The organism is Marinicella marina (assembly GCF_030065545.1).
Classification (GTDB): domain Bacteria; phylum Pseudomonadota; class Gammaproteobacteria; order Xanthomonadales; family Marinicellaceae; genus Marinicella; species Marinicella marina.
Genome location: NZ_JASJNC010000003.1, coordinates 419,955 through 445,134 on the forward strand (window position 1 = coordinate 419,955; position 25,180 = coordinate 445,134).

Consider the following 25,180-nt stretch of genomic DNA (forward strand, 5'->3'; position numbering starts at 1 on the left):
CACAGAAATAAGGTTTTGGCACAAATCAACAATCATCTCATGTTACCATTTCAACTGTTTAACAGCCTGTTTTTAACATGACACAAACCACCATTACCCGCCTGATCGAACCCAGAGAAAAAGATTTGGGTGGTTTTTCTGTGCGTCGCATTTTACCGGTAGCTGGGCAACGCATGATTGGTCCTTGGATCTTTTTTGACCACATGGGACCAGCCGATTTCAAAGCCGGCCAAGGCATCAATGTCAGACCGCACCCTCACATTAATTTAGCCACCGTCACTTATTTATTTGAGGGTGAAATTTACCACCGCGATTCGTTGGGTTCCAGCGAGCCCATTGTGCCCGGTGACATCAACCTGATGGTGGCAGGTAAAGGCATCGTTCATTCTGAACGAGAACGCGATTTCATTCGCAACCAGGATCACAAGTTGGATGGCTTGCAGTTGTGGTTGGCTCTGCCTCAAGCTGATGAAGAAATCGATCCGGCCTTTTATCATTATGACCGCAAGGCCATTCCAGGCAAAGACATCGACGGCGTGCCGGTGCGGGTGATGATGGGTTCAGCCTTCGGTCTGCAATCACCGGTGAAAACATTTGCTGAAACCTTGTACATTGAAGCCACTTTACAACAAGGCCAATCCCTGTTGTTACCCACAGCAGCAGAACGGGGCTTATATGTGGCCAAAGGGTCGGTATTGATTGCAGATAAGGTCATCGACAGTTATCATATGGCCGTGTTGGATGCAGTCGAGGTAACCATCACTGCGCAGCATGACAACACCCGCATTGCCTTGATTGGTGGCGAAAACATAGGAGCCAGATTCATCGACTGGAATTTTGTCTCAAGCCGTCAATCTCGCATAGAACAAGCCAAAGATGATTGGCGCGAACAAAGGTTTCCATCCGTTCCCGGCGATGATAAAGAGTATATTCCCTTACCAGAATAGGACAACACACCACAGGACCACACCATGACCCATAACGACATACTGCGTCGCATCAGATATATTTTAGATGCCCGAGACAACAAAATTGCTGCCATATTTGCCAAAGCCGATCACACAGTAACCACTGAACAAGTGAACCGCTGGCTCAAACGCGAGGAGGAGGATGGCTATGCGACGTTATCCGCCCATGAATTGACCTTGTTTTTAGATGGTTTAATCATTGATCAAAGGGGCCCCAAAGACGGTCCTCAAGTGAAATACATCCAAGCCATGTCCAACAACTTGATTCTGATGAAACTCAAGATAGCCTTTAATTTAAAGTCAGAGGACATGCTGGATTTGATGAAGCTCGCAGGCTTCCAAATCAGTAAACATGAACTCAGTGCCTTGTTTCGTAAGAAAGACCACAAGCATTACCGGGTATGTAAAAATCAAATCTTGCGCAAGTTCATGAAAGGACTACAAATCAAATGCCGGGGGCACAATGCGGCTAAAAAACCCATACCGAGCGCAACAACCGAACCAAAGACTACCCGTAAAACTGTGACGAAAACATTAACAAAAACAGCTGCGAAAACGCAATCAAAACCTGCCCCAAAAACCACAACAAAAACCACAGATGAAACGCCACCCAGCAAAGCGGCGAGCATTTGGCAAAAATCATTGAAGAAGGCCCCTAAAGGGGATTAACTGGCTGGGTGTGAACGCACCTCAATCAATTATTATCGGGCTTGCTTGCTGCCAGAAATGATTTGATCTGTTCTTGCTGAGCCAGCGCATCTTCATGGCCCAATTCAATCAATGCCTCGGTGTAACTTGGCTCAAACAATAAATAACTGGGCATGCGCCAATCCTTGCCCCAGCCGCCAATCATTTTTAGCAAAGACCTGACTGGTTTAGGTATCGCTGCTGCATTCGCTGCCGTGATATCACGCACATCGACACTGGGTTTGATGATGAGGGTTTCGATTTGTTTCAAATGGGTTTGGGTGGCTTTTTCAGGTGGAATCAGTCGCAGGGTTTGGTTGATGCGATTCAAGCGCGATAAATCAGCCATCATGGTGTCCATAAATATGGTATCCAGCATATAACCACCGAGTTCACCCATACTGGGATAAGGCCCAGCCTCATTGGGTACTTTTATCGGACTCTCATCACGGGTGCCAATAACCAAAATGCGATCTGCACCCAAGTGAATGGCGGGTGACAGCGGTGCAGAGTTCCGCAAGCCGCCATCGCCATAGTATTCATGCCCGATCAGTTGGGCCGGAAACAGAAATGGCAATGCGGTTGATGCCATGATGTGTTCAACTGTGATGTCCTCTGCCAAACCCACCCGGCGAGAGCGATGCCATGGCACCACAGCTTCTCTGGCTTGATAGAAACATTTGGCCACTGCGGTGTCATAAGATGAGGCTGCAATGGATAAGCCCATCAAATCACCGTCATCAATGGCGGTTTGAAGTTGATGTAATTTCAGTTCACTTGATAATAACTCAGCCAATGGTTGGTTATCCAGCAGTGAATCAGGCGGACGCACACCCAAACGCCCAAACACCAAAGCACCCATGACCCGCGCCATGGTCTTGAAAATTTGTCTGCTGTCCGTGCGGTAAACCTGTTCACAATGAATGTTGCTCCAAAAATGATGTAAACGAGCCACGCCATATTTTTGGTCTTTGGCATGGGTGGCCATGACCACCGCATTGATGGCGCCGGCGGAAGTGCCATTAATCACGGGGAAACGAAAACCATCTGGCATGAAGGACATGATGGCTTGGATAACGCCCACTTGATAGGCACCACGGGCGCCACCGCCTGGCAACATCAATGCTGGTATGGGTTTTTGGCTGTTCATAGCCATACATTATAAATGTTTTTTGTGGTTGGGTTTGTTATAGTAATGATGACAATACTACAACGTTGAAACATGCTTAAAAAATTACTGCCTTTTGTTCTTATGATGGTTTCAACCCAAATGGTTGGCGCAGCTGATCATGAAAATGCCATTGATTATCCCACTACTGCATCTGCGGTGAGCTTTAAATCAGTCACTGAATTGGCTTTTACTCAACCCACCCAGACCATTTCCTATGGTGATGACATCCTGCAGTTTGGCTTGTTGTGGCAACCTTCAGCAGGTGTCAAAAAACAACCACTCATTGTAATGATTCATGGTGGCTGTTGGCTCAATGCTTTTGGCGTTGATCATGCGCTGGCAGCAGCCACGGCTTTGGCCCAAAAAGGCCACCCGGTATACGCCTTGGAATATCGGCGCACCGGCGATGAAGGCGGCGGTTGGCCGGGTAGCTTTGATGACATCAAGTCAGCCCTCAACCAAATCAATGCCTTACAACAGTTCAACGTCAATACCGGTGAAATCATCTTAATGGGTCACTCAGCCGGTGGCCACTTGGCACTCTTAGCCGCTTCAGAATTAAGTCATATCAACTTCAAACACGTCATTGGCTTGGCAGCCATCACCGATGTGAGCAGCTATGCTAAAGGTGAAAACAGTTGTCAAAAAGCCGCACCGCTTTTTATGGGCGGCAAGCCAGAGGAGGCCGCTGAGGCTTACCGACAAGCATCCTTAAACACCAACTTTTTACCCAACACAACGATATTATTGCAAGGAGATGCGGATAAAATCGTTCCCATAAGTCAATCTGAATTGCATCAAATCAAAGTTAAACTACTCAATGAGGCAGGACATTTTGACTGGATTCACCCTGGCACTGCAGCCTTCGATAGCTTGTTGAAGCTGCTCAGTGACAGTAAAAACGAGTAACATTAAACGGGGGAAATGATGGCAAACATGCTGATACAAAATGTGGTTTTTTCACTGGTGATATTAATCATCGCCAGTTTATTGGCTGAACCCTTGGCTCGAATATTCAGACTGCCTTTTGTGGCATTTTTAATCATCGTTGGTTTCCTCGGTTCGGAACTGGTGGTGATGCTGGGGTTTGATACCGGCATTCGGGCCTCTAATTTCAATACCATGGTGTTTTATGTGTTTCTACCGATCATTATTTTTGAATCAGCTTATCGCATCAACCGCCTGGCACTGAAAGAGAACTTGTTTGTGATTTTGATGTTGGCAGGACCGATCATGTTGGTTTCAGCAGGTATTGCAGCTTTACTGATTTACTGGGGTGTCGGACACAGTTCTGGATTCCCCATTTATACCGCCTTGGTGGCAGGCGCTTTATTGGTGGCAACCGACCCGATGGCTGTGGTCAGTCACCTCAAACGCATCAATGCACCACAGGAAGTTACCACATTGATTGAGGGTGAAAGTTTATTCAATGACGCCATCGCTGTGGTGTTGTTCACCACATTATTGACTTTGGCATTGAATCAACAATCAGCCTCCGATGCCAGTTTCTCTGGATGGGCAACATTGTTGAGCTTTCTCAAAATATTTTTTGGTGGCATTTTATTTGGTTTTGTTTGTGGCTGTTTGGGCACTTTTTTCAGTTACATCATCAAAACCAGAATCTTAGAGAATGTGTTGTTGGTTTCGGTCGCTTATGGCTCATTTCTGATTGCGGAAGACACGCTGAACGTATCGGGCATGATGGCAGTTCTGACCGCTGGCCTCATCATGAACAAAGCACATGAAAAATTCATTCCAGCTGAGGACCGGGTTTTCGTCAATTATTGGTGGGAAGTGATCAGTTTTTTTGCCAATGCCATGATTTTTATTTTATTGGGCGTAACCATAACCATCAGCATGTTTCAAGAGCGCTGGTTGGCGATGTTAATAGCCATAGCTGCAGTGCTGTTGACCCGCGCGATTGCCATATATGGCTTGTTACCGCTGTGTGCTTTTAAGTTGAAAAAACCTGTGAACGAGCCAACCAAGAAGATGTTGTTCTGGGGCAGCACCAGAGGCGCAGTCACAGTCGCATTGGCGCTGTCTCTACCAGTTGAGCTTGAGGCCTGGTGGACCATCCAGTCTATGGCTTTTGGGGTGGTGCTTTTTACCTTATTTGTCCAAGCCCCAACCGTGCCAAGGATGCTGCAACAAACCCACCCCAAACACAACAAAAGCCACATCAACCTCATGAGCCGAAAAAAAGACTGAAAGGGGCTTATTCACTGCACAAGGCCGCCAGCAACTTTTTGGGCGCGGCCTCAAATCCACCGTTGCTCATGAACACCACCTGATCTTGAGGTTTTGAATCTGCAACCAACTGTGCAATCAAAGCAGAGACAGAATCAACCACCACGTATTGTTCAGCCAAAGTTGTTTTAATGACTTCATCCCAATCCAACTCAGGGTAAATCATCACATAGGCCTTATCACAACCGGCCAACGCCTGTGGCAGGGCATCGGCATGCACACCAGCACGCATCGAATTACTGCGCGGCTCCAGAACTGCAATCGTGCGGCCTTTACTGACTGCTTTCAGCCCTGATAATGTGGTTTCGATGGCGGTTGGATGGTGTGCAAAATCATCATAAATAGTTACCCCTTGTGCCTCGCCCACCCATTCCATGCGGCGCTTGACGTTTTGGAAGGCAGCCATTGATTGTGCCGCTGCCGCGATTTCTACACCGGCTTCTTTGGCCGCTAAAATAGCCGCCAAGGCATTCAACTGATTGTGCGCTCCAGTGATGTTCCATTGCACGTCAGCCAATTGACCAGATTGGTCATGGATGCTGAATCTCCTGGCATCCTTTGCATTTGTTTCGACCCAATAATCAGCTTGATTATCTTGACCAAAAGTAACCACTGGCGTCCAACAGCCCATATTCAGTACTGCATGCAGGTTGGCATCATCGGCATTGACAATGATGGTTCCGTTTTGTGGGATGGTTCGCAGCAAATGATGGAACTGCTTTTTAATCGCGGCCAAATCTTCGAAGATGTCGGCATGATCGAACTCTAAGTTATTTAAAATCACCACATCACTGTGGTAATGCACAAATTTCGATCGTTTATCAAAAAAGGCCGAGTCATATTCATCTGCTTCAATGACAAAACAATCACCTTCAGTGATGCGGGCTGATTGTGAGAAATGTTGGCAGACGCCGCCAATCAAAAAACCTGGATCAACATCATTGTCAGCCAAAATCCACGCCAACATAGACGAAGTGGTGGTTTTACCGTGGGTGCCAGCCACCGCAAATACACGCTTATGGCGCAGCACCTGCTCACCCAACCATTGTGGACCAGAGACGTATTTGGTGTGATTTTCTAACAAATATTCTGTGGCTGCCATGCCTCGAGTCATCACATTACCCACAATCACTTCATCCAACTCAACCGTCTTCAAAGGCGCTGGGTCATAACCGGTGTGGATATCAATACCCAATTGTGCCAACTGATCACTCATCGGTGGGTAGACGTTTTGATCCGAGCCCGTTACTTGATGCCCCATGGCCCTGGCGATGGCCGCAATGCCGCCCATGAAAGTACCGCAAATGCCCAAGATATGAATATTCATTGTTTGTTTAATTGATTAATGGTGTTTGGTAGATTGGCGGTTATATCACATTTACCACACCACCGGCAAAACATGTACACGCTGAAACATGGCATATTGCAGGCCAGTGCCATTACAATGTAACCCCTTTAATGACTGACACCCAACATGACTGAACGCCTGAATACCATCATAAAAACCCTGAATTCAGAACAGCTGGATGGCTTTTTGCTGTTTGATGCCAATAACATCACTTACCTGTCTGGCTTCACAGGCCATGCCGCCACTGCCTTGGTGCTGGGTCAACATGCCTATTTGTTAACAGACTACCGCTATTTCGAACAGGCCAAGGCCGAGTGCAGTGTATTTGAGGTGATTTGTCGTGACCGGATCAAGCAGTCACTGGCTGAGCTGATAGCCGAATTGTTACTAAAGCATGGGATCAGAAGACTGGCTTTTGAGGCTGATCACATCAGCCACAGTGCTTGGTTGGGCATGCAAACCCATTGGCCCGAGACTGACGCTGTGCCATTCTCACGCCTGGTTGAGGATTTGCGCTACACCAAAGATGATGGGGAGATTGCATCGATTCAACAAGCAGCAAAAATTGCTGATGATGCGCTGCATGAAATGCTCAAAAGTGTCAAGGCAGGGGTGACCGAACGTGAATTGGCGGCTGAACTTGAGTACCAAATGGCCCAAAGAGGCTCTCAAGGACCTTCTTTTGACACCATCATGTTGATGGCTGAACGCAGTGCATTACCACATGGCGTTCCCGGCGACAGACAACTGCAACACGGTGATTTGTTGTTGATTGATTTTGGTGCGGTCGTCAACGGTTACCATTCTGACATGACGCGAACTTTTGTCTTTGGTCAGGCAGATGAAAAACAACGAACGGTTTACCAGACTGTTTTGGGTGCGCAACAAGCTGCAATGGATGCACTGAGTGAAGAAGTCGAAGGGCTTAAGCTGCATCAGGCCTCACAACATATATTGAACCAATCACCTTACGCCAAGTACCAAGGTGAGGGCCTGGGCCATGGGCTGGGTATGGACGTGCATGAATTGCCATTCATTGGTATGGGCAAAAACTTGATGGTGAAGAGAAACTGTGTCATCACCATTGAACCAGGCATTTATATTCCGGGATGGGGTGGCGTTCGGGTTGAGGATGATGTGGTCTTAACCGATAACGGATTGGTCCAATTGACCCAATTTCCCAGAGAAATGATTGAATTATAGCGCGTTTCTTTATTCACTCAGTCTGCCATAAAACGCAACAACATCAATGCAAAGCCCACTGGTATCTCTTATAATGTGCGGCTGACCAAATTCAGCAGAGCTAAATATTTTTTGAAAACCCTGATTCACATAGTTAGATTCACCTTGCGCATCACTGCGTTCATACTGGCATTGGTTTTTGTCCTGCCTTTTGTGATCATGGGCATATTGCTGGCTAAATTGTTTCGCAACAACCCAGTGAATGAGTTTTTACTGGTTTACTGGTCTCGCTTGTTGTGCTTCATTTGTGGACTGAAAGTCTATGTGCATGGCGTCAAACCAGATGCTCCGGTATTTCTGGTAGCCAATCACGTCTCATGGCTCGATATTCCAGTGATTCATTCCTTGATGCGCGCTGGTTTTGTGGCTAAAAATGAAATCAAGTACTGGCCAATTCTCGGTTTGATCACCATGGTTGGTGATACCTTGTTTTTGAAAAGAGGAAATGCCCAATCCCGCAAAGGCGTCATCACCCAAATCAAGAAAAGACTGAATGCCGGTAGATCCGTTGCGGTTTTTCCTGAGGGCACAGTCACCGATGGCAGTCATTTAAGAACTTTTCATCGACAATTGATTCATGCCGCGATTGAGACCAAAACACCGATATTGCCAGTGGCAATAAAATTCATTAACAGCAATGGCACACGCAATGATCGCGTGGGGTTTTTGAATGATGAGTTTTTCCTCAGCAGCGTTTGGCGCATTCTGACTTTGCCGAATTCTACTGTCGAAGTACATTGTGGTGGCTTGGTCACCGATTTTGATTTAGGGGCCAGAACCGTTACCACCCAAGCCAGGGCTTACATTGAACAGGAGTTGTTGAGAAATGATTATATGTCAACCACCCATCAAGCCTAAGAACAAGCACCTACAATCGATTTTGGCCAGTGCCAAACTGCGCCTGTTGCGGCTGCGAAAAAGTAATCCAGTGGTTGAAAACGAAACCAAACAAATACTTAAAAACCCGCTGGCATCCTTGTTGGGATTTTATACCAAACACGCAGAAGAATCTGATACTGTGGCCATATTGTTACATGGCTGGGAAGGCAGTTCACAATCCACTTACATCCAATTAATAGCTGACAGCCTGTACCGCCAAGGACTTGATATTTATCGCTTGAATTTACGCGATCACGGAGATTCACACCACATGAATGAGGATTTGTTCCACTCCTGCCGGATTGATGAAGTGGTACATGCAGTTAAAGACATCCAAGCACAATTCCCAGACAAAAAATTCATCATGTGTGGTTTTTCATTGGGTGGTAATTTTGCCTTGCGGGTGGCTGCCAATACCACAGATGCCGGTTTGTCTTTTGCACATGTGTTTGCAATCTCTCCACCCATCATTCCCAAACACAGTATGCAAGCCATTCACGCTTCCAAACTCTACAATAAATATTTCTTGCGCAAATGGAAACGCTCCTTACACATAAAACATCAGCTGTTTCCGCATATTTTCAGCGACCATTCTTGGCAACAAGAAGAAAACTTAGAGCGCCTGACCCAAATGTTGATTGTGGCGCACACTGAATACACCAGCACAGATGATTATTTCAATGGCTATTCCATCACACCCGAGATCATCAGTGAAATCAAATGTCCCACCCACGTCATTACCTCTTGGGACGACCCTGTGATACCATTCAAAGACTTCACCACCATCGATCGATTGCCACAAATCAAGTTGATTACCAGTAAGCAAGGAGGCCACTGTGGCTTCATTCAGGGCTGGTCAATGCGATCATGGATTGAAGACCATGTGATTAATGAGATAAACCAATGAGTGAATTAGAAAACATTAAAAAACTGCATGCCGACGGCCAATTTGAACAAGCCATTGACGGCTACCTAGATATTTTAAAAACTGAACCAAACAGCGATGAAGCGCATTTTGGTTTGGCCCATGCCAGCAGCCGCCTGAACCAGCTTGAAGTCGCCTTGAAGCACGCAGAAGAAGCCGTCAAATTATCTCCAAAAACCGACCGCTACTTACAATTCAAAGGCCAAATGTTGTTGGCAAATAACCGCATAGATGAGGCCTTAAAGGCATTCAAAGCCTCAGTCAAAGAAAACCCTAACTTGTTCTATTCATATTTAGCCATTGGTGATATTTACGCCATTAAAAATGAATCGAACAAGGCCAAAGAGAACTATAACTTTGCTTTAAAAGTCCACACCGACGGCCTCCCAGCTATGGTTAAACTGGCCAGGTTATTAACTATAGAAAGTGATTATATTGCCGCAGAAAATCTATTGAATCAAGCCGAATTACAGTTTCAAAACAATCCTGATTTAATTCTCCAAATGGGCATCACACGTCTAGAACTAGGCCAAGAAGGCTTTGCTGAGTTGTATTTCAAAAAGCTATTAGAGGATGAGCCAGAAAACCAAGTTGCTAAGGCCTATCTGGGCATCGCATTGTTAAACAGCAACACCGCTGAAGCTATGAAAATCATCACTGAAATGGTTCACCAACAAATCAAAATTCCTGAACTGATGTTGGCATTGGGTATGATGTATGTGAAAACCAATAACTACAACGAGGCCATCAAATACCTCACCCACATGTGTCAATCAGGTTTGGCTTATCCCAGCTGGTTGATGGCATTGGCCCATGCGCTGGTTGGCAATGGACAGCCCAATTCAGCGCAAGCGGCATTACAACAAGTTCTGGAACGAGGCAACAACAGCAGGGCGTTGTTAATGCTTGGTCAAATTCATCAAGTAAATAAAAATTATGCAAAAGCCATAAAGACTTACCAAGAAGTGAATTTTGAAAGTGAAGACTACCTGCAAGCTATCATCTTGCAAGCAGATTGTCTGTATTCAGATCATAAATATGAACAAGTTATTAGCTATTTGGAACCTGTCTTCAAAGAACAGGCCAATCACAACACTGCCATTAAGCTTAAACTCAATGCTTTGTCTCAACTGAACCGCATTGATGAAGCTTTAGCAGTTATTTCTGAAATTGATCAAGAAAAACAAACCAGTCAATTCAATCAACTAATGGCGTTGTATGCAGGCCTGTTATTGGATGCCAAACAACAGTATGATGAAGCTTGGCAGCATTTCAATCTGATCGAGTCTGATAAGCCTAAGCTGGTAAACTTGTTAACTTCAGCAGAAGAAAAACAAGTTCAGGCGTTTGCTTCCGAATCAGCCGAATCATCATTTAAGTTTGTCTTTACAGACCCAGCTACGGGCCACCATGATTTCACCAATTGGTTATTGGAGAATAACATCACCCCATTGATTGACCGTTTTAAAGGAGCACTAAGAAAAGATGTGTTTGGCGAACATTGGACGGTTGAAAAGCTGGCTGAATTGGATCAAGCCAAGATTCATTTCTTACGCAAAAAATACGTCAAACAAATGAATTTAGTGATTGATAAAGACACAGCCAGTGTTGCTGACTTCATACCATTTTCACCCATTAACTTAGCCATCATTAAACGTATTTTCCCTAAAGCGCAAGTGCTTGTTTTGAATCGAAACTTTGCTGATATGCGCCTGCATCAAAAAGTATTTAGTAGCTATCAAGTACATTATTCTCAATTTTCAAAAGTGATCAATCAAATGGTGGCGATGAACCCTAATCTATCGGTGGTTGATGTTGATGCTTGGCAACAAGGCGAATCAATAGCGGTTGAAAACATTGAAAAAGTATTTGGCAAATCACTGAAACCATTTGCCATCAAGGCATCAACCCCGCTGGATCAATTGATGTTTCCCTACATGCATTGGAAGCATTATCAACAGCATTTGAATCAGTAAATGGCAGAGGTCTTACAATGGGTGGTGTTGGCTTTGGTTCAGGGTTTGACCGAATTTTTACCCATCTCATCCTCTGCTCACTTGATTCTGGCCTCGCAGTTCGCAGGTTGGCAAGACCAAGGTCTGGTGATGGACATCGCTGCTCATTTTGGTTCATTGTTGGCGGTCATTTGGTATTACCGCAAAGATGTTCTGAGTTTGTTAACTGGCCAAGACTGGCCTTTGTTTCAACAAATTTTATTGGCCAGTATCCCTTTGGCGATGACAGGTTTGTTGTTTGCAGATTTTATTGATAGCCACCTCCGTGCCGCATGGGTAATTGCCGCAGCCTCGGTTATTTTTGGGGTGTTACTGTGGTTCAGCCAAAGACACAGCAGCAACAAAACACTCGACTTAAAAGCAGCGCTGATCATTGGTTTTGCCCAGTGCCTGGCTCTGATTCCAGGCGCCTCAAGGTCTGGGGTCACCATGACCGCGGGAATGGCATTGGGACTGAGTAAAACCGCTGCAGCTAAATTTTCTTTTCTGCTGGCCATCCCAGCCATCTTAATGGTTTCGGCCTATGGTGCATTGAAACTGCTACAAACACCACAAAGTTATGACATCACTGGAGTCATTACCATCACCTCGCTGAGTTTTCTTGCCGCTTGGTTGTGTATCCACTTCTTCATGAAGTTCATCCAAAAAATTGATTTTATTTGGTTCATGCACTACCGAATATTATTGGCTCTTTTGATCATGCTGACATTGCTATGAATAACCCAAAAACCATCACATTTGAGACCCGCTACGGCAACATTGCTGCCTTACAATGGGGCGCTGGAAACAGCCATAAAATGTTGGCCTTGCACGGCTGGTTAGACAACGCGGCCAGTTTTTCACACATCGCCCCGCTACTGGCAGCACAAGGACATGAAGTCACTGCCATTGATTTTCCTGGACACGGGCATTCGGATCATCGTGCTCCTGGGCACAACTATGGTTTCATTGATTATGTGATGGACATCCAAGCAGTGGTTAAACAGCTGGAAACGCCTGTACATTTGTTGTGTCATTCAATGGGTGCCGCCATCGCCGTTATGTATGCCGCGGCTTTTCCTGAGCACATCAAAAGAATGGTGTTGTTAGAAAACTTAGGTCCCATACCACCCTACCAACCCGGTAAAGCCGTTGAGTCGCTGCGCGAAGCTTTGAAGTTATGGGATAAGCACTCATTGGTACACAAAAGGTTTTATCAGAATATTGATGAGGCCATCGCAGCACGCAATGAAGCCACCCCTATGGCTGCTGAAATCATCAGACCGTTGGTTGAGCGGGGTTTGTGCGAAACCCCACAAGGCTACCATTGGCGTACCGATAAACGCTTGCGCTTGCGCAGTTTTTTTAGGATGGCTGAGGCACAAATTCAAGAATACTTGGCAGCCACATCTGTACCGACCCAACTGATCATCGGTAAACCCAGGACTTATGCTCTGCAGTACCCGATGTTTGAGGCACGGCTTGAGTCATTGAAACCGGATGAATTTGTAGAGATCAAAGGTGATCATCACTTGCACATGAGCCAAGCCAGTGATGTTGCTGAAAAAATACTCAGCTTTTTAAGCCAGGATTGAAATCAGCAACCACCGCCTATTAATGCGGAGGTTGCTGACTGTTTTTATTAATTAACCTGCAGGGTAAACGTAGCTGGCTTGCAGACCCAATGGAATGCCTAAGTACCAATAAGCCAATAAGAACAACGTCCAACCAACCAAAAAGGCTATAGAGAACGGAATCATCAACGCGATCAATGTACCCACTCCAGTGTCTTTGACATATTTCTGGCAATACACCACAACCAATGGGAAGTACGGCATCAATGGTGTGATGATGTTGGAACTCGAATCACCGACACGATAAGCAGCCTGAGTCAAATCAGGCGATATACCCAACTGCATCAACATCGGCACAAAAATCGGCGCGAGCAACGCCCATTTACCTGAGGCCGATCCAACAAACAAGTTAACAAAGGCCGTCAAAAAGATAATGCCTACCACTGTAACAGCACTGGGTAAAGCCAGCGCTTTGAGCATTTGTGCCCCTTCAATCGCCAATAAAGCACCGAGATTAGATTTGGCAAAAGCGGCCACAAATAAGGCGCAGAAGAAAACCATAACCAAGTAGTAAGACATGCCATTCATGGCTTTGGTCATCGCATCTATCATGTCTTTAGAGCTTTTAAAGGTGCCTGAAACAAAACCATAGATGGCACCAGGAATCCAAAACAATAAGAAAATCAAAGGTACGATGGACTGCATCAGCGGTGCTTGAAATACCGCCAATTCGCCTTCATAACGCAACGGTGAATCTTCTGACCAAGAAGCCCAAACCAACAAGCCAATACCCACTAACATCACTGTCGAGGCAATATAAAATGATTTCCTCTCGGTAACAGAAATCTCATCCAGCTTAGGCAAGTCTTCGGTATCACCGTCCAGTTCTGTGGATGCCAGTCTGGGTTCAATGATTTTATCAGTGATGTACCAACCAACCAATACGATGAATAAACTAGAGGCCGATGTGAAGGCCCAGTTATTCAACGGATTAACCGCCATTTCAGGTTGAATGATTTGCGCTGCACTTTGGGTAAAACTTTGCAGCAAGGGGTCGATACCAGATGGCACAAAATTGGCACTGAAACCACCACTAACACCAGCGAATGCTGCAGCAATACCAGCCAATGGATGACGCCCCATGGCGTAATAGATGACGCCTGCTAAAGGTATCACCAATACATAACCCGCATCTGTGGCAGTGTGAGAGACGATTGCCACCAGAATAATCACCGGGGTAAGAAGTGCTTTGGGGGTCCTGCGTAGCATCAGTTTAATGGCCGTGTTGATGTAGCCAGAGTGTTCGGCAACACCGACACCCATCATCGCTACCAACACCACACCCAGTGGTGCAAACCCAGTGAATGTGGTGACCATGGTTGAGAGGAAATTGGCCAGTGCATCACCGGTAAGTAAATTGTTGATGATGATCGGGGCATCGCTGCGCGGATCAATGGCACTGAAATTAACCCCAGATAATAACCAAGAAAGCACCCAAATGATTAACAGTGCAAAAAGGAAGATGATGGCAGGATCAGGTAACTTATTACCCACCCGCTCGACTGAATTTAAAAAGCGTTGAACCCAGCTTTGTTTCACTGGTGTTTCAGGTGCTGCAGTATCGTTCACATTGGACTCCTCAATTAGTTGGAAATGTTATACCCAATATGCTGCCTTTATTCAAGCCAGCCAGCTTGAAAAGGTCAAATACTTGAAGTTAAAAATCAGCCCTGTTGTAGGCAATGTGATGTTCTGATTTACTGCCATCTTGGTGTTTCATAACGATGTACCCATCTATTTTATCTGCACCATTTTGATAAAAACTTAAACCCGAAAAGTGCACGGCTTTGTCTTCAATCTTAACCAAAGGAAACTCTACGAAATCCGCTTTGTCTTCCCAAGCAACAAAATCAGCACTGAAGTGCTTAACCAATAAAACCAAGCCGTCACCTTGTTCCTTGATCAGCATCAGTTCGTAAAAGTCGACACCCTTATCTTCATCGTACAGTTTCCACATGCCAACCATCGATCCGGCTGAAGCAGGATTCCACACTTCCTCAAAACGACTGCCAAAGGCAGTGCCCTGCCAAGCGCCTACCAGCCAAGCGACATCAGTCAATTGACCTTTGCCAAGTGGTGCATCAGTTGATAGATGGTAGGTATGTTCAGTCAATTTCTCTTGTGCCATAACCATGCCACTGAAAAAGCAGATGATGAGGGCCAGGATTGTTTTGTTCATGTTAACTCCTGCTTCACTGAGGGCTCACTCAAAACAATTTGAGTGAGCTGTGAGGTGTTGGTTTACACCATTAAACGGCTTCAGCAATGTATTTGTCAACCAAACCTTCAAGAATGGTCAATGGCACGGCACCATTTTTCAATACCACATTATGAAATTCACGGATGTCATAACGATCGCCCAAAGCAGCTTTGGCCTTTGCTCTCAATTCCATGATCTTAATCATACCCACCTTGTAGGCCAAAGCCTGACCTGGCCACACAATGTAGCGTTCAATTTCAGAAACCACATCAGTCATGGTCATGCCAGTGGTAGATGCCATGTAATCAATGGCCTGTTCGCGGCTCCAACGTTTGTGGTGGATACCGGTATCAACCACCAACCTCACTGCACGCAACAGTTCGGCTTGTAGGCGACCTAAATTACTGAAGGGTTCTTGTTGGTAACCTTGTTCCCAAGCCAAACGTTCAGCATACAAAGCCCAACCCTCTGAATAAGCGGTAAATCCAATGAAATTCCTGAAACTGGGTAAGCCCTCTAATTCAGTCCTGATAGCTATCTGAAAATGATGACCCGGCACGGCCTCATGATAAGCCAAGGTTCGCATGCTCCACTTTGGCGTGGCTTTGATGTCGTATAAATTGGCATAAAAAATACCAGGTCTTGAACCATCTGGTGCTGGCCCTCTGTAGGAACCGCCAGCGGCTGTTTTTTGTCTGAATTCGGGCACTTTTTTGACCACCACATCGGCTTTGGGCTTGATGTCAAAAACAGCATCCATGCCCAACTCAATCTCATCAATCATGGCCACATAATCAACTAAGATTTGTTCACGGCCGGCATCGGTATCTGGATAGAGAAACTGTGGATCTTCACCCAACATCCGCATGGCCTCGCCCACTGTTTGTTGGTTATAGCCTTGAGCTGATAAAATCTCGGACATCTCTGACAGGATTCGATCCACTTCAGCCAAACCCAATTGATGCAATTCTTCAGCGGTGTACTCAGTGGTAGTCATGGCTTTGATACGACTTTGATAATATGCATCACCATCGGGTAATTTCCATACCCCGGCATCGGTGGTGGCTTGTGGCAACAATTCATTATAAAGTGCCAGGTATCGATCATAAGCCGGTAACACAATGTCTTCCATGTGTGTGACCATTTGCGCTTTGAGTTGTTCCTTTTGGGCCGTTTCAACTTCACCCAATTGATCTACTTTTTCAAAGAAGTCTTTAACCAAAGGGTTTTCAGCCATTTCGGGATCACGGATGTTATGTAAATTTTCAATGATTTTTTCAATCACAAAGCGTGGCGGTAAGATGCCCAATGCGTGTTCTTTCCTCACGGCGGTCAGAGTGTTATCAAAATAACGACCGATTTGTGACACCCGGGATAAGTAGTCCTCGGCATCACCCACATCCTCAATGCGGTGGGTGGTGGTCATGTAATTGATGATGCCCTGATAACTGCCACCCCTTTGGGTCACACTGTAACCATGGTCTTTGTACTTCAAGCTATCCATCTCGCCTTGCAGGAAAAACTTCAAGATGTCGTATGAAATTGCCGCTTGTCCAGTCAGTTCGCTGCGGTCATATTCGAGCAAATGCTCATAGCTCTTCTGCAACAACGCCAAGCCCTTTTCATTGGCAGCTGCTGAATTATCATCCAATTGATCATTCCAAAAACCAATGCCCAAATCAGTCATGGTCTGGGGACTTTCCCAAACAAACTCAACAAAGATTTTTTCATAAAAGTGATTGATGAAAAATGGTCTGAACCAAATCAGATTAACCACAAACACCAACAACAAAAACAACGCCACCAACAATGTTCTTTTGGTGAATTTCCAAGCCCTACTTGCCATACCTATACGCTCCTAATGAATGAATGACTTATCAACGAATCAAACCTTTAGATGTTACCAATTATTTGATGTCAAAGGGGAAATGAAACAGCTCGCATGTCTTTGCTTCTCAATTTTGGGCAGCAAAAGTAATAGTCTTTAACGATATTGGGCTGCCGTGATGAACTGTCCAAATGATTCACACCATACAATGACCGTGTTAAAGGCTTCAACATCCACACCTGTGGGCACATCAATAATGAAATTATCAAAAGTCTTTACCGCTGCCACAGGCGTCATTTGAGATTTTAACTGGTTAAAGTCAGACTCTGTTTCGACAAACTGGGGCGACAAATACAAAATGTAATCAGGGCCAGGCGACATCGTGCCATTGAATGTGATGTGCTCATTACTGATCGTCACTTGACCTTCAGCTTGGTGTAAGAAATCACTGTCTTGTAAATCCTTGCTGAAAGTGGTTTGGTAATTGGCCGCAGCCGCCATACTGGCTACTTGGCTGGCACTGGGTGCATCTGGAGCGATCAAGATGGGCAAGGCATAGATACCAGCAGCAAAGCCAATAAAGCCTGCCAGTAAGTGGGTCAGTATTAAAAATAGTTTCTTCATAGTTACTCGAATTTAATGGTTGTTTATATATTGACCTGAATTATCTGACAGGCTGACAATAAAATGACAGCTTAACATGGTTTTATTTTTCAGCGCATCATCCCCACGGCGTTTGCTCATCCACATGAACCTGTATAGAATGTGTCATTTTTGAGGTGGTTTAATGGACATCAATTGGGTCAGAGCGCAGTTCCCCGTATTCAATCAAGACCCTGAAATGGTGTTCATGGACAACGCCGGTGGTTCACAAACTGTGGGCCATGCCATTACTGCCATCAGCGAATACCTGACCCATTATGATGTGCAACTGGGCGCCAGTTACTCAACCTCCGCCCAAGCTGCAAAAATACTACAACAAGCCACCCAAGCGGTTCAAACTTACCTCAATGCAGCGCACATTGATGAGGTCATTGTGGGAGCCAGCAGCACCTCATTGGTCAGAATTTTATGCCTGAGTTTAGCTCAAGGTTGGCAAGCAGGTGATGAGGTCATCGTCACAGATGTCGACCATGAATGTAACCGAGCGGCGTGGTTTGAACTTGAAAAACAAGGCATTGTGGTTAAGACCTGGCAAGTCAACCCTCAGACATATGAACTTGAAACCGATGCCTTATTGGATTTAATGACCAACAGCACAAAGTTGGTTTGTTTCACCCATGTCTCCAACATATTGGGCAGCATCAATCCGATTGAACAATGGACCCAATTGATTCATCAGCACGGCGCTCAAGTGTGTGTTGATGGCGTGGCTTACGCACCACACCGCCTGATAGATGTGCAAGCATGGGATGTTGATTATTACTATTTCAGTACTTATAAAACCTTTGGCCCGCATCAAGGGGTGATGTACGGCAAACGTGACTTGCTCAATCAACTACCAGGCTTTAACCATGCCTTCATTAAAACTTCACCGTATAAATTCCAACCTGGCAATGTCAATTACGAGCTGTGTTACGCCATGGGCGCGGTGGTGCAGTATTTATGTGACTTGGGAGCGGGTAAGAGGGAAGCTGAAATCAATCGCTATCATTTAAAAAATGCTTATCATCAAATCGCTCAGTATGAAGCAGAACTGATCAATCCACTGATTAAATATCTACACCAACACCCAGCCATTAATATCATAGGAATCAACCAGAGCACAGCTGAAAAGCGTGTCGCCACTCTATCATTTGTGCATAAGAACATCGATTCAAAAACCATTGTTGAACACGTTGATCCTTACCAAATCGGCATCCGATTTGGCGATTTCTACGCGGTTGAATTAATTAATCATCTTGGTTTGAGAGAAAAACAAGGTGTGGTTCGAGTGAGTTTGGCACATTACAACACGGCTGATGAAGTAGAAAAATTAATTAAATCATTAAAGGTTCTTTTCCTATAAAGTCAACGCTAATCTGATGTAGGCACTCTGGTATTCAAAATTATTGGGTGCAAGATTCAGCGCTTTTTCATAACTACTCAATGCTGATTTAAAGGCACCCCGAGCCTCTTGTGCCAGTCCAAGATTAAAATGTGCTTCATGAAATTTTTTATTAATTCTTGTTGCATTCATAAATGCAATAACTGCTTTATCATAATTTTCTTGTATGCTGTAAACTGATCCGAGGTTGTTATATATATTGTCATTTGGAATGACATCTTGATTTGTTGGATCATTCTCCAGTGATAATAGGTAGTCTTTTTCTGCCAGATGATAGGCGTGAGTTTTTTGGTACAAAACCGCCCTATTGAAGTACGTCGAAGCTACTGACGGCTTGATTTCAATTGCAATTGAATAAAAGGCAATACTTTCAGAATATTTTTCCAATGCTTCTAGACAGTATGCTTTCCATAAGTTTGCCTGGAAATTATTTTTTTTTATTTTCAAAATTTGATCAAAAGACTTTAATGCCAAAGCATACTCTTCTGATTGGTACAGCTCTATACCCTGCTCACCTATTTGATTAATATCAATGTCATTTTGGTTACTAAAACTCAGTGAAAGCGCAGTAAAAATTATCCAGATTTTTGATGGTTGATTAAACATATAGCATTACAATTATAGCGCCTTAAAAACCTGCTTCAATCGCTTCACTGATACTTTTTGTTTGGTGCCGAGGCTTTGCGCAAACAGTGACACCCGTAGTTCTTCCAGCAGCATCAAAAAGTCTTGATGCTCATCAGTGAACTCATCCACTTGGTCACAGTAATCATAAAATGGCTTACTGACAATGGTCAGTTCTTTGAGTTTATCGATTTCTTTTTGCGGTGAATGCATGGCGGTTTCCAAGCGCATTTCCAGGCCATTGAAGTACCGTTGGTAATGGCTCAAGTCATCGAGTCTGACATGATGAACAAAATCAGCATAAACCAAATAATCCAGCTGATAATGCATGTCAGCATAAGTGGCTTCGGTTAACAAGTCGCTCTTCTCTTCGACCAATTGCCATGTTTGGTACCACTTTTCAATCACAGGCCCCAATACTTTTGACCAATCATAGGTATTTTTATATAGCTTCTGTGCCAAAACATCTGCCAATTGATCGAATTGTGCTTGACTGGCAATAAAACCAGCTGAATTGATGTGTTTTTCCAACAAGGCATCGACCACCTCATCTATCAGTTTTTGACCACTTTCCAATGCATTCCAGGCCATTTCTGCTTTCAGACTGATTTGAACTTTCTTGGCTTGTTTGATGATTTTGGGGTATTTCAATTGCAGTAATTTTTTAATCCCTTGCAGGTGTTTGGCAGCGGCCTGCTGCGGGTGTTCGAACATGCGCAAACCAACCACATCACCCTGATCAACAATCGCCTGATAGGCCGGTAAACCATTGTCTAATTGCACTTGCTCCACCAGCTCACCAAACACCCAATCTCGCGCGCCATCAATTTTTTTGGTTTTTGAGGCGGTTTTTTGAAAACTGCGGTTGGCCTGTTGGCTGAAAGCTGTAATTAAGGCATCAAAGTCTCGGCCGCTTTTGAGGGTTTTGTTGTTGTTATCATAGACTAAAAATCTGAATTTCAAGTGATCGTCTAACTGCGTCGCTTGCCAGTCCTCAATGGTGGTTTGCAAACCATTTTTCTTAAATACCGTCTTGACTAATTGTTGATAAAAATCCTCATTGTGATCCAAGGACTCACTCAAAATTTCGGCATATTCTTTGATTGGAAACAACCCTCTTCTGATGCTTTTTGGTAAACCTTTGATTAACATCTCCAACTTTTCAGGCAATAAGCCAGGTACTAAAAACTCAAAGTCATTGGCGTTCAAAGCATTCAACCAGGGCAACTGGATATGTGCTGTCACGCCATCAGAATCACTGCCAGGCTGAAATTCATAGCTTAATTTCAATTTCAGGTTACGGATACTGATCTGTTCTGGAAAAAGTTGTTCACGGTCTTTCGGCGCCTGCCGCATGTAGAGGTCATTATCAGTAAATCGCAGATCATGATCACCGTTTTTAGCAATGTGCTTACGCAACTGTACTTCTGAATAAATACCGGCTGGTATCGCTTTGTCATACAGGTCATACAAGGTGTTATGGTCTATCAATAAATCTTTCTTTCGTGACCGGTCTTCTTCACTTTGAATCGCTGCTATCAATTTGGCATTGTGGTGAAAAAAGGCCATGCGGGTGTGCATGAACTGTTCTACCAAGCCTTGACTGATGAACAGTTCTCGGGCTGTTTTGGGATCCTTAGGCCCATAGTGAATTTGGTGCTTTTCACTCAACACCAAACCCAACAAAACACTGCGTTGATAACCCATGACGGTACCGTGTTTTTTTGACCAAAATGGATCATAAAAAGATTTTTTAATCAGATGACGCCCAACATCGTTGATCCACATCACATCCAAATCAGCCACCATGCGCGCAAACACCTGCGAAGTGTGCACAATTTCACCTGCCAATAACCATTTGGGGTTTCTGCCATACAGTCCTGAGCCTGGAAATATCATGAATTTTTTGTTTCTGGTGCCCATGTATTCTTTGTCAGATTGATGCAAACCAATGTGAGAAATAAAACCAGCTAACAGGGCTTTGTGAATTTGTTCATAATCTGCCTGTTTTTCATTCAGTTGCATTTTTTGTCGTTTCACCAATTGGCTTAATTGACGATTCACATCGCGCCACTCCATATAGCGTTTGATTGAAATGAAGTTATCTCGACAGTATTGTTTGAAGCCTTTGTTTTTAAGTTCTTGGCGTTTTTTATTGAGCGTTTTCCACATTTTTAATAAAGCCATGAAATCAGAACGTTCATGGTTAAATTTAGCATGGGCTTTGTCCGCCGCCTGCGACCACTCCAAGGGCCGTTCTCTGGGGTCTTGAATAGACAGACCAGCGACAATGACCAACAGTTCCCTCAAACAGCCCAAACCATTGGCTTTGATTAACACCCGACTCAGTTGCACATCGATGGGTAAATGCGCCATCATTTTGCCTGTTTGGGTCAGTTGTTGCCCTTCATCCAAGGCCTCAAGCTCAATCAAAAGCTGATAGCCATCATTGATCATTTTAAAATCAGGTTGATCTATGAATGGAAAATCTGTCAGGTGGCCCAATTTCAGTACATGCGTCTGTAATATCACAGAAGCCAATGAAGTCCGCAGAATTTCTGCATCGGTATGTTCAGGTCGGCTTTCGAAATCTTGCTCACTGTATAGTCGATAACAATGACCATCAGCAATCCTTCCACACCGACCTTGTCTTTGATTGGCGCTGTCTTGTGCAATGGGTTCAACTTGTAACCCTTGTATTTTACTTTTGGCTGAATAACGACTGATGCGAGCCAGGCCGGAATCAATGACGTAATGGATTCTTGGTACCGTGAGTGAAGTTTCAGCCACATTGGTTGATAAAATCACCCGTCGTTTATCACCAGGTTTAAAGATCCTCATCTGATCAGCTGCGGTTAATCTGGCATACAGCTTCAACACCTCAGTGTTCGGCAAGTGTTTTCTTTGTAGTTGGTCTGCCGCTTCATTGATTTCGCGCTCACCTGGCAGGAAAATCAACACATCACCGACCTTATCGTGAGCATATATTTCATCAACAGCACGGATAATGCCTTGATTCAATTCTAAGTTATTTTCTTCAAGTGAACGGTAATGAGTGGTTACTGGATAAGAACGACCACTGACATTAATAATCGGTGCATCATCAAAATGTTTAGAAAACTTTTCAGTGTCAATGGTGGCTGAGGTAATGACCACCTTGAGGTCTTTTCTTGTTTTGATCAGTTGCTTAATAAAACCCAACAGAAAGTCGATGTTTAAACTGCGTTCGTGGGCTTCATCGATGATGATGGTGTCATAAGCATTGAGCCATTTGTCACGCAATGTTTGCTGTAACAAGATTCCATCAGTCATGAACTTGACGTAACCATCTTCGCTGAATTGATCATCAAAACGCACTTGATAACCAATGGCTTGTCCCAGTGGTTGGTTGATTTCATCAGCGACTCGCTGTGCCACAGATTTTGCTGCGATTCGTCGGGGTTGGGTACAAGCAATTTGACCGGTCAAGCCAAGCCCCGCTTGCAAACAAATTTTGGGGATTTGGGTGGTTTTACCTGAACCTGTCTCACCCGCAATGATGGTCACTTGGTTATTTTTAATTGCCTGGGTAATTTTTTCAGCTTGTTGACTGATGGGTAATTCAGCTTCTAATTCAACTTTCGGCAGTGCTGCCAAGCGCTTTTCATATTGTTGTTGGCTGTTATTGATGGCTGATAATACAGGCGCTAATTTTTTTGGTGTCTTTTTGGCATTGTTCAGCTGGTTTTGTAAACGGTGCAAATCTTTGGCCAAGACATGTCCAGGTAACTGGGTGATTAATTTTTCAATATCAGCTGACACGAGCGTGCTTTCGTTCAGACTTTATTACTTGGAAATTCTTTGATATACAGGTCTTGTTTGGCGTAAGGGATTTCAATCCCTGCTTGATTGAACGCATCGTATACTTGCATATGCAGTTCGTGACTGATTCTTCCACGCAACACCGGTTGCGCAATCCAAACCAATAACTCAAAGTCCAATGACGAGGCACCAAATGACCTGAACCTGACCCTGGCAGCTGGCTCCTTAACCACCTCATCATGTTGATTGGCTACAGCCATCAACACGTCACAAACTTGTTTGCTGTCACTACCATAAGCAGCACCTACCTTGATACGAATGCGGCTCTTTTCCCATCGCCCAGAACTTTCATTGATGATTTTGGCATTACCTATCACATTATTCGGTATGGTTATTTCTACATCATCTCGTGTTAATAAACGCGTTGAGCGCATACCCACATGAGTGACCATACCACGCTCACCTGAGTCCAAATTAACAAAATCACCCACTTTATAAGGTGTGTCAGCAATGATAAAAAAACCAGAGAATAGGTTGGCCAAAGTATCCTTGGCAGCGAAACCAACCGCAATACCGATGACACCAGCTGAGGCCAACCAAGCCGTTGGGTTGATACCCCAAATGATCAGTAGGATATAAGAACCTAAGCCAATCAGCAGTATTTTACCCACCAGCTCAAACAAAGGAATGGTTTTGGGTTGAATGATTTCAAAGCGAGCCCTGTTTCTGGATAAGGTATCCAATAACAAGTGCAGTACTTTAAAGCCTCGCATCATCCAGCTGATGACCAACAAACTGGCCAATATTCTGATCAAACCACCTTCCAAGCCTGCTGACAGGCCAACAGTCTTTACTGCCACACCTAAGAAGAAGAAAAAGATGGTCAAAAAGAACGGTTTTTTCAGTGTAGCAATCAGCTGATCATCTACATCACTTTTGGTTCTCTTGGTGATTTGCGACAAACTCTTGGTGAATACCATGACCGCAATTTTTGCTAACACATAACCCAAACCAACAGTGACGATGAATGCCAACATCGGAATCGACTGAATTTGTTCCCAATAGGGTTGCCATGAATCAGGTATGTAACTGGATAAGTTGTTGATTGCCTGTGTTATGTCACTGACTGGTGGTGGGGCTCCATTGGCTTCTGTGGCACCTGCGGTTTGCATCTCAATCTACCAGTTTTAAGTGAGGTTTGGACGATTTATTTTCACTTGATTCTGCGGTTTCATCCGCTGATTGATCATCCGTGTCAGCTTCCTCATGATCCACATCAAACATCATACCTTTGCCGTTTTCTCTGGCATAAATGGCAGTGATTGACTCCATGGGCACAATAACCGCATGTGAAACGCCACCAAAACGTGCATTAAAAGTCATCAACTCGTCATCCATTTGAATGTTTTCAGCTGCATCATAAGACACATTGAGGGTGACCTTGCCATCTTCAATCACACCATCTGGTACTCGGGCACCCGGGTAACTGGCATCGATCACCACCAATGGCGTCAAGCCATTGTCGGTGATCCATTCATGTAATGCCTGAACGAAATAAGGCTTTACTGAAGTCATGTCAGCA

Annotated in this window: 21 protein-coding genes; 11 read left to right on the top strand and 10 right to left on the bottom strand. The window is 44.6% G+C overall.

Annotation, left to right across the window (positions count from 1 at the left end; translation table 11 throughout):
- Positions 1-77 precede the first annotated feature (77 nt).
- Positions 78-947 carry a pirin family protein gene (locus QNI24_RS06850; protein WP_267175215.1) on the top strand — a complete coding sequence of 290 codons (870 nt, stop codon included), beginning with the start codon at positions 78-80 and terminating at the stop codon, positions 945-947.
- A gap of 24 nt (positions 948-971) precedes the next feature.
- Positions 972-1,637, top strand: a complete 666-nt coding sequence (locus tag QNI24_RS06855; protein WP_267175214.1) for a YehS family protein — start codon at positions 972-974, stop codon at positions 1,635-1,637.
- A 25-nt stretch (positions 1,638-1,662) separates the two neighbouring features.
- Here the strand turns inward: QNI24_RS06855 and QNI24_RS06860 are convergent, their stop codons facing one another.
- Positions 1,663-2,805, bottom strand: a complete 1,143-nt coding sequence (locus QNI24_RS06860) for a patatin-like phospholipase family protein (protein WP_267175213.1) — start codon at positions 2,803-2,805, stop codon at positions 1,663-1,665.
- Between the two features lie 72 nt (positions 2,806-2,877).
- On the opposite strand from QNI24_RS06860, the gene QNI24_RS06865 reads away from it, so the two are divergent.
- Together QNI24_RS06865 and QNI24_RS06870 are read left to right on the top strand one after the other, a co-directional pair.
- Positions 2,878-3,735, top strand: a complete 858-nt coding sequence (locus QNI24_RS06865; protein ID WP_267175212.1) for an alpha/beta hydrolase — start codon at positions 2,878-2,880, stop codon at positions 3,733-3,735.
- A gap of 27 nt (positions 3,736-3,762) precedes the next feature.
- Positions 3,763-5,037 (top strand): cation:proton antiporter, encoded by a 1,275-nt coding sequence (locus QNI24_RS06870; protein WP_267175211.1) that lies wholly within the window; start codon positions 3,763-3,765, stop codon positions 5,035-5,037.
- 7 nt (positions 5,038-5,044) lie between these two features.
- On the opposite strand, the gene mpl is transcribed toward QNI24_RS06870, so the two are convergent.
- Positions 5,045-6,403 (bottom strand): UDP-N-acetylmuramate:L-alanyl-gamma-D-glutamyl-meso-diaminopimelate ligase, encoded by a 1,359-nt coding sequence (gene mpl / locus QNI24_RS06875; protein WP_267175210.1) that lies wholly within the window; start codon positions 6,401-6,403, stop codon positions 5,045-5,047.
- 147 nt (positions 6,404-6,550) lie between these two features.
- Between mpl and QNI24_RS06880 the strand changes: the two genes are divergently transcribed.
- The 6 genes from QNI24_RS06880 (at position 6,551) to QNI24_RS06905 (ending at position 13,059) form a co-directional block, all read left to right on the top strand.
- Complete coding sequence (locus QNI24_RS06880) at positions 6,551-7,627, top strand: M24 family metallopeptidase (RefSeq protein WP_267175209.1); 1,077 nt, start codon at positions 6,551-6,553, stop codon at positions 7,625-7,627.
- Between the two features lie 111 nt (positions 7,628-7,738).
- The gene (locus QNI24_RS06885; protein WP_267175208.1) at positions 7,739-8,524 is read left to right on the top strand and encodes a lysophospholipid acyltransferase family protein; all 786 of its coding nucleotides are present in this window, start codon (positions 7,739-7,741) and stop codon (positions 8,522-8,524) included.
- Positions 8,493-9,452: a YheT family hydrolase gene (locus tag QNI24_RS06890; protein WP_267175207.1), complete on the top strand. Its 960-nt coding sequence runs from the start codon at positions 8,493-8,495 to the stop codon at positions 9,450-9,452. The genes QNI24_RS06885 and QNI24_RS06890 overlap by 32 nt, the downstream gene beginning before the upstream one ends.
- A complete protein-coding gene (locus tag QNI24_RS06895) occupies positions 9,449-11,446 on the top strand; it encodes a tetratricopeptide repeat protein (protein ID WP_267175206.1) in 1,998 nt (665 codons plus the stop codon). Before QNI24_RS06890 ends, QNI24_RS06895 begins: the two co-directional genes overlap by 4 nt.
- Positions 11,447-12,202: an undecaprenyl-diphosphate phosphatase gene (locus tag QNI24_RS06900; protein ID WP_267175205.1), complete on the top strand. Its 756-nt coding sequence runs from the start codon at positions 11,447-11,449 to the stop codon at positions 12,200-12,202.
- A complete protein-coding gene (locus tag QNI24_RS06905; protein WP_267175204.1) occupies positions 12,199-13,059 on the top strand; it encodes an alpha/beta fold hydrolase in 861 nt (286 codons plus the stop codon). The genes QNI24_RS06900 and QNI24_RS06905 overlap by 4 nt, the downstream gene beginning before the upstream one ends.
- Before the next feature lie 51 nt (positions 13,060-13,110).
- On the opposite strand, the gene QNI24_RS06910 is transcribed toward QNI24_RS06905, so the two are convergent.
- From QNI24_RS06910 to QNI24_RS06925, 4 genes are all read right to left on the bottom strand, one after another.
- Entirely contained in the window at positions 13,111-14,667 is a 1,557-nt protein-coding gene (locus QNI24_RS06910; protein ID WP_267175203.1) for an AbgT family transporter, read from the bottom strand.
- An 88-nt stretch (positions 14,668-14,755) separates the two neighbouring features.
- Entirely contained in the window at positions 14,756-15,277 is a 522-nt protein-coding gene (locus QNI24_RS06915) for a DUF6265 family protein (protein ID WP_267175202.1), read from the bottom strand.
- A 70-nt stretch (positions 15,278-15,347) separates the two neighbouring features.
- Complete coding sequence (locus QNI24_RS06920) at positions 15,348-17,144, bottom strand: DUF885 domain-containing protein (RefSeq protein ID WP_267175201.1); 1,797 nt, start codon at positions 17,142-17,144, stop codon at positions 15,348-15,350.
- A 138-nt stretch (positions 17,145-17,282) separates the two neighbouring features.
- Positions 17,283-17,750, bottom strand: coding sequence for a DM13 domain-containing protein (locus QNI24_RS06925; RefSeq protein ID WP_267175200.1), 468 nt, complete (start codon positions 17,748-17,750; stop codon positions 17,283-17,285).
- Positions 17,751-17,913: 163 nt separating this feature from the next.
- Here QNI24_RS06925 and QNI24_RS06930 point away from each other — a divergent pair, with 163 nt between their 5' ends.
- Positions 17,914-19,134: a cysteine desulfurase-like protein gene (locus QNI24_RS06930; protein ID WP_267175199.1), complete on the top strand. Its 1,221-nt coding sequence runs from the start codon at positions 17,914-17,916 to the stop codon at positions 19,132-19,134.
- On the opposite strand, the gene QNI24_RS06935 is transcribed toward QNI24_RS06930, so the two are convergent.
- Genes QNI24_RS06935 through QNI24_RS06950 form a run of 4 tightly spaced genes read right to left on the bottom strand, consistent with a single transcriptional unit; the run spans position 19,129 to position 25,173 of the window.
- Entirely contained in the window at positions 19,129-19,779 is a 651-nt protein-coding gene (locus tag QNI24_RS06935) for a tetratricopeptide repeat protein (RefSeq protein WP_267175198.1), read from the bottom strand. The genes QNI24_RS06930 and QNI24_RS06935 overlap by 6 nt on opposite strands.
- A gap of 12 nt (positions 19,780-19,791) precedes the next feature.
- Positions 19,792-23,598 (bottom strand): ATP-dependent RNA helicase HrpA, encoded by a 3,807-nt coding sequence (gene hrpA, locus QNI24_RS06940; RefSeq protein ID WP_267175197.1) that lies wholly within the window; start codon positions 23,596-23,598, stop codon positions 19,792-19,794.
- Between the two features lie 14 nt (positions 23,599-23,612).
- Positions 23,613-24,770: a mechanosensitive ion channel family protein gene (locus tag QNI24_RS06945; RefSeq protein ID WP_267175196.1), complete on the bottom strand. Its 1,158-nt coding sequence runs from the start codon at positions 24,768-24,770 to the stop codon at positions 23,613-23,615.
- 1 nt (position 24,771) lies between these two features.
- The gene (locus QNI24_RS06950) at positions 24,772-25,173 is read right to left on the bottom strand and encodes a ClpXP protease specificity-enhancing factor (protein ID WP_267175195.1); all 402 of its coding nucleotides are present in this window, start codon (positions 25,171-25,173) and stop codon (positions 24,772-24,774) included.
- Between the last annotated feature and the right edge of the window lie 7 nt (positions 25,174-25,180).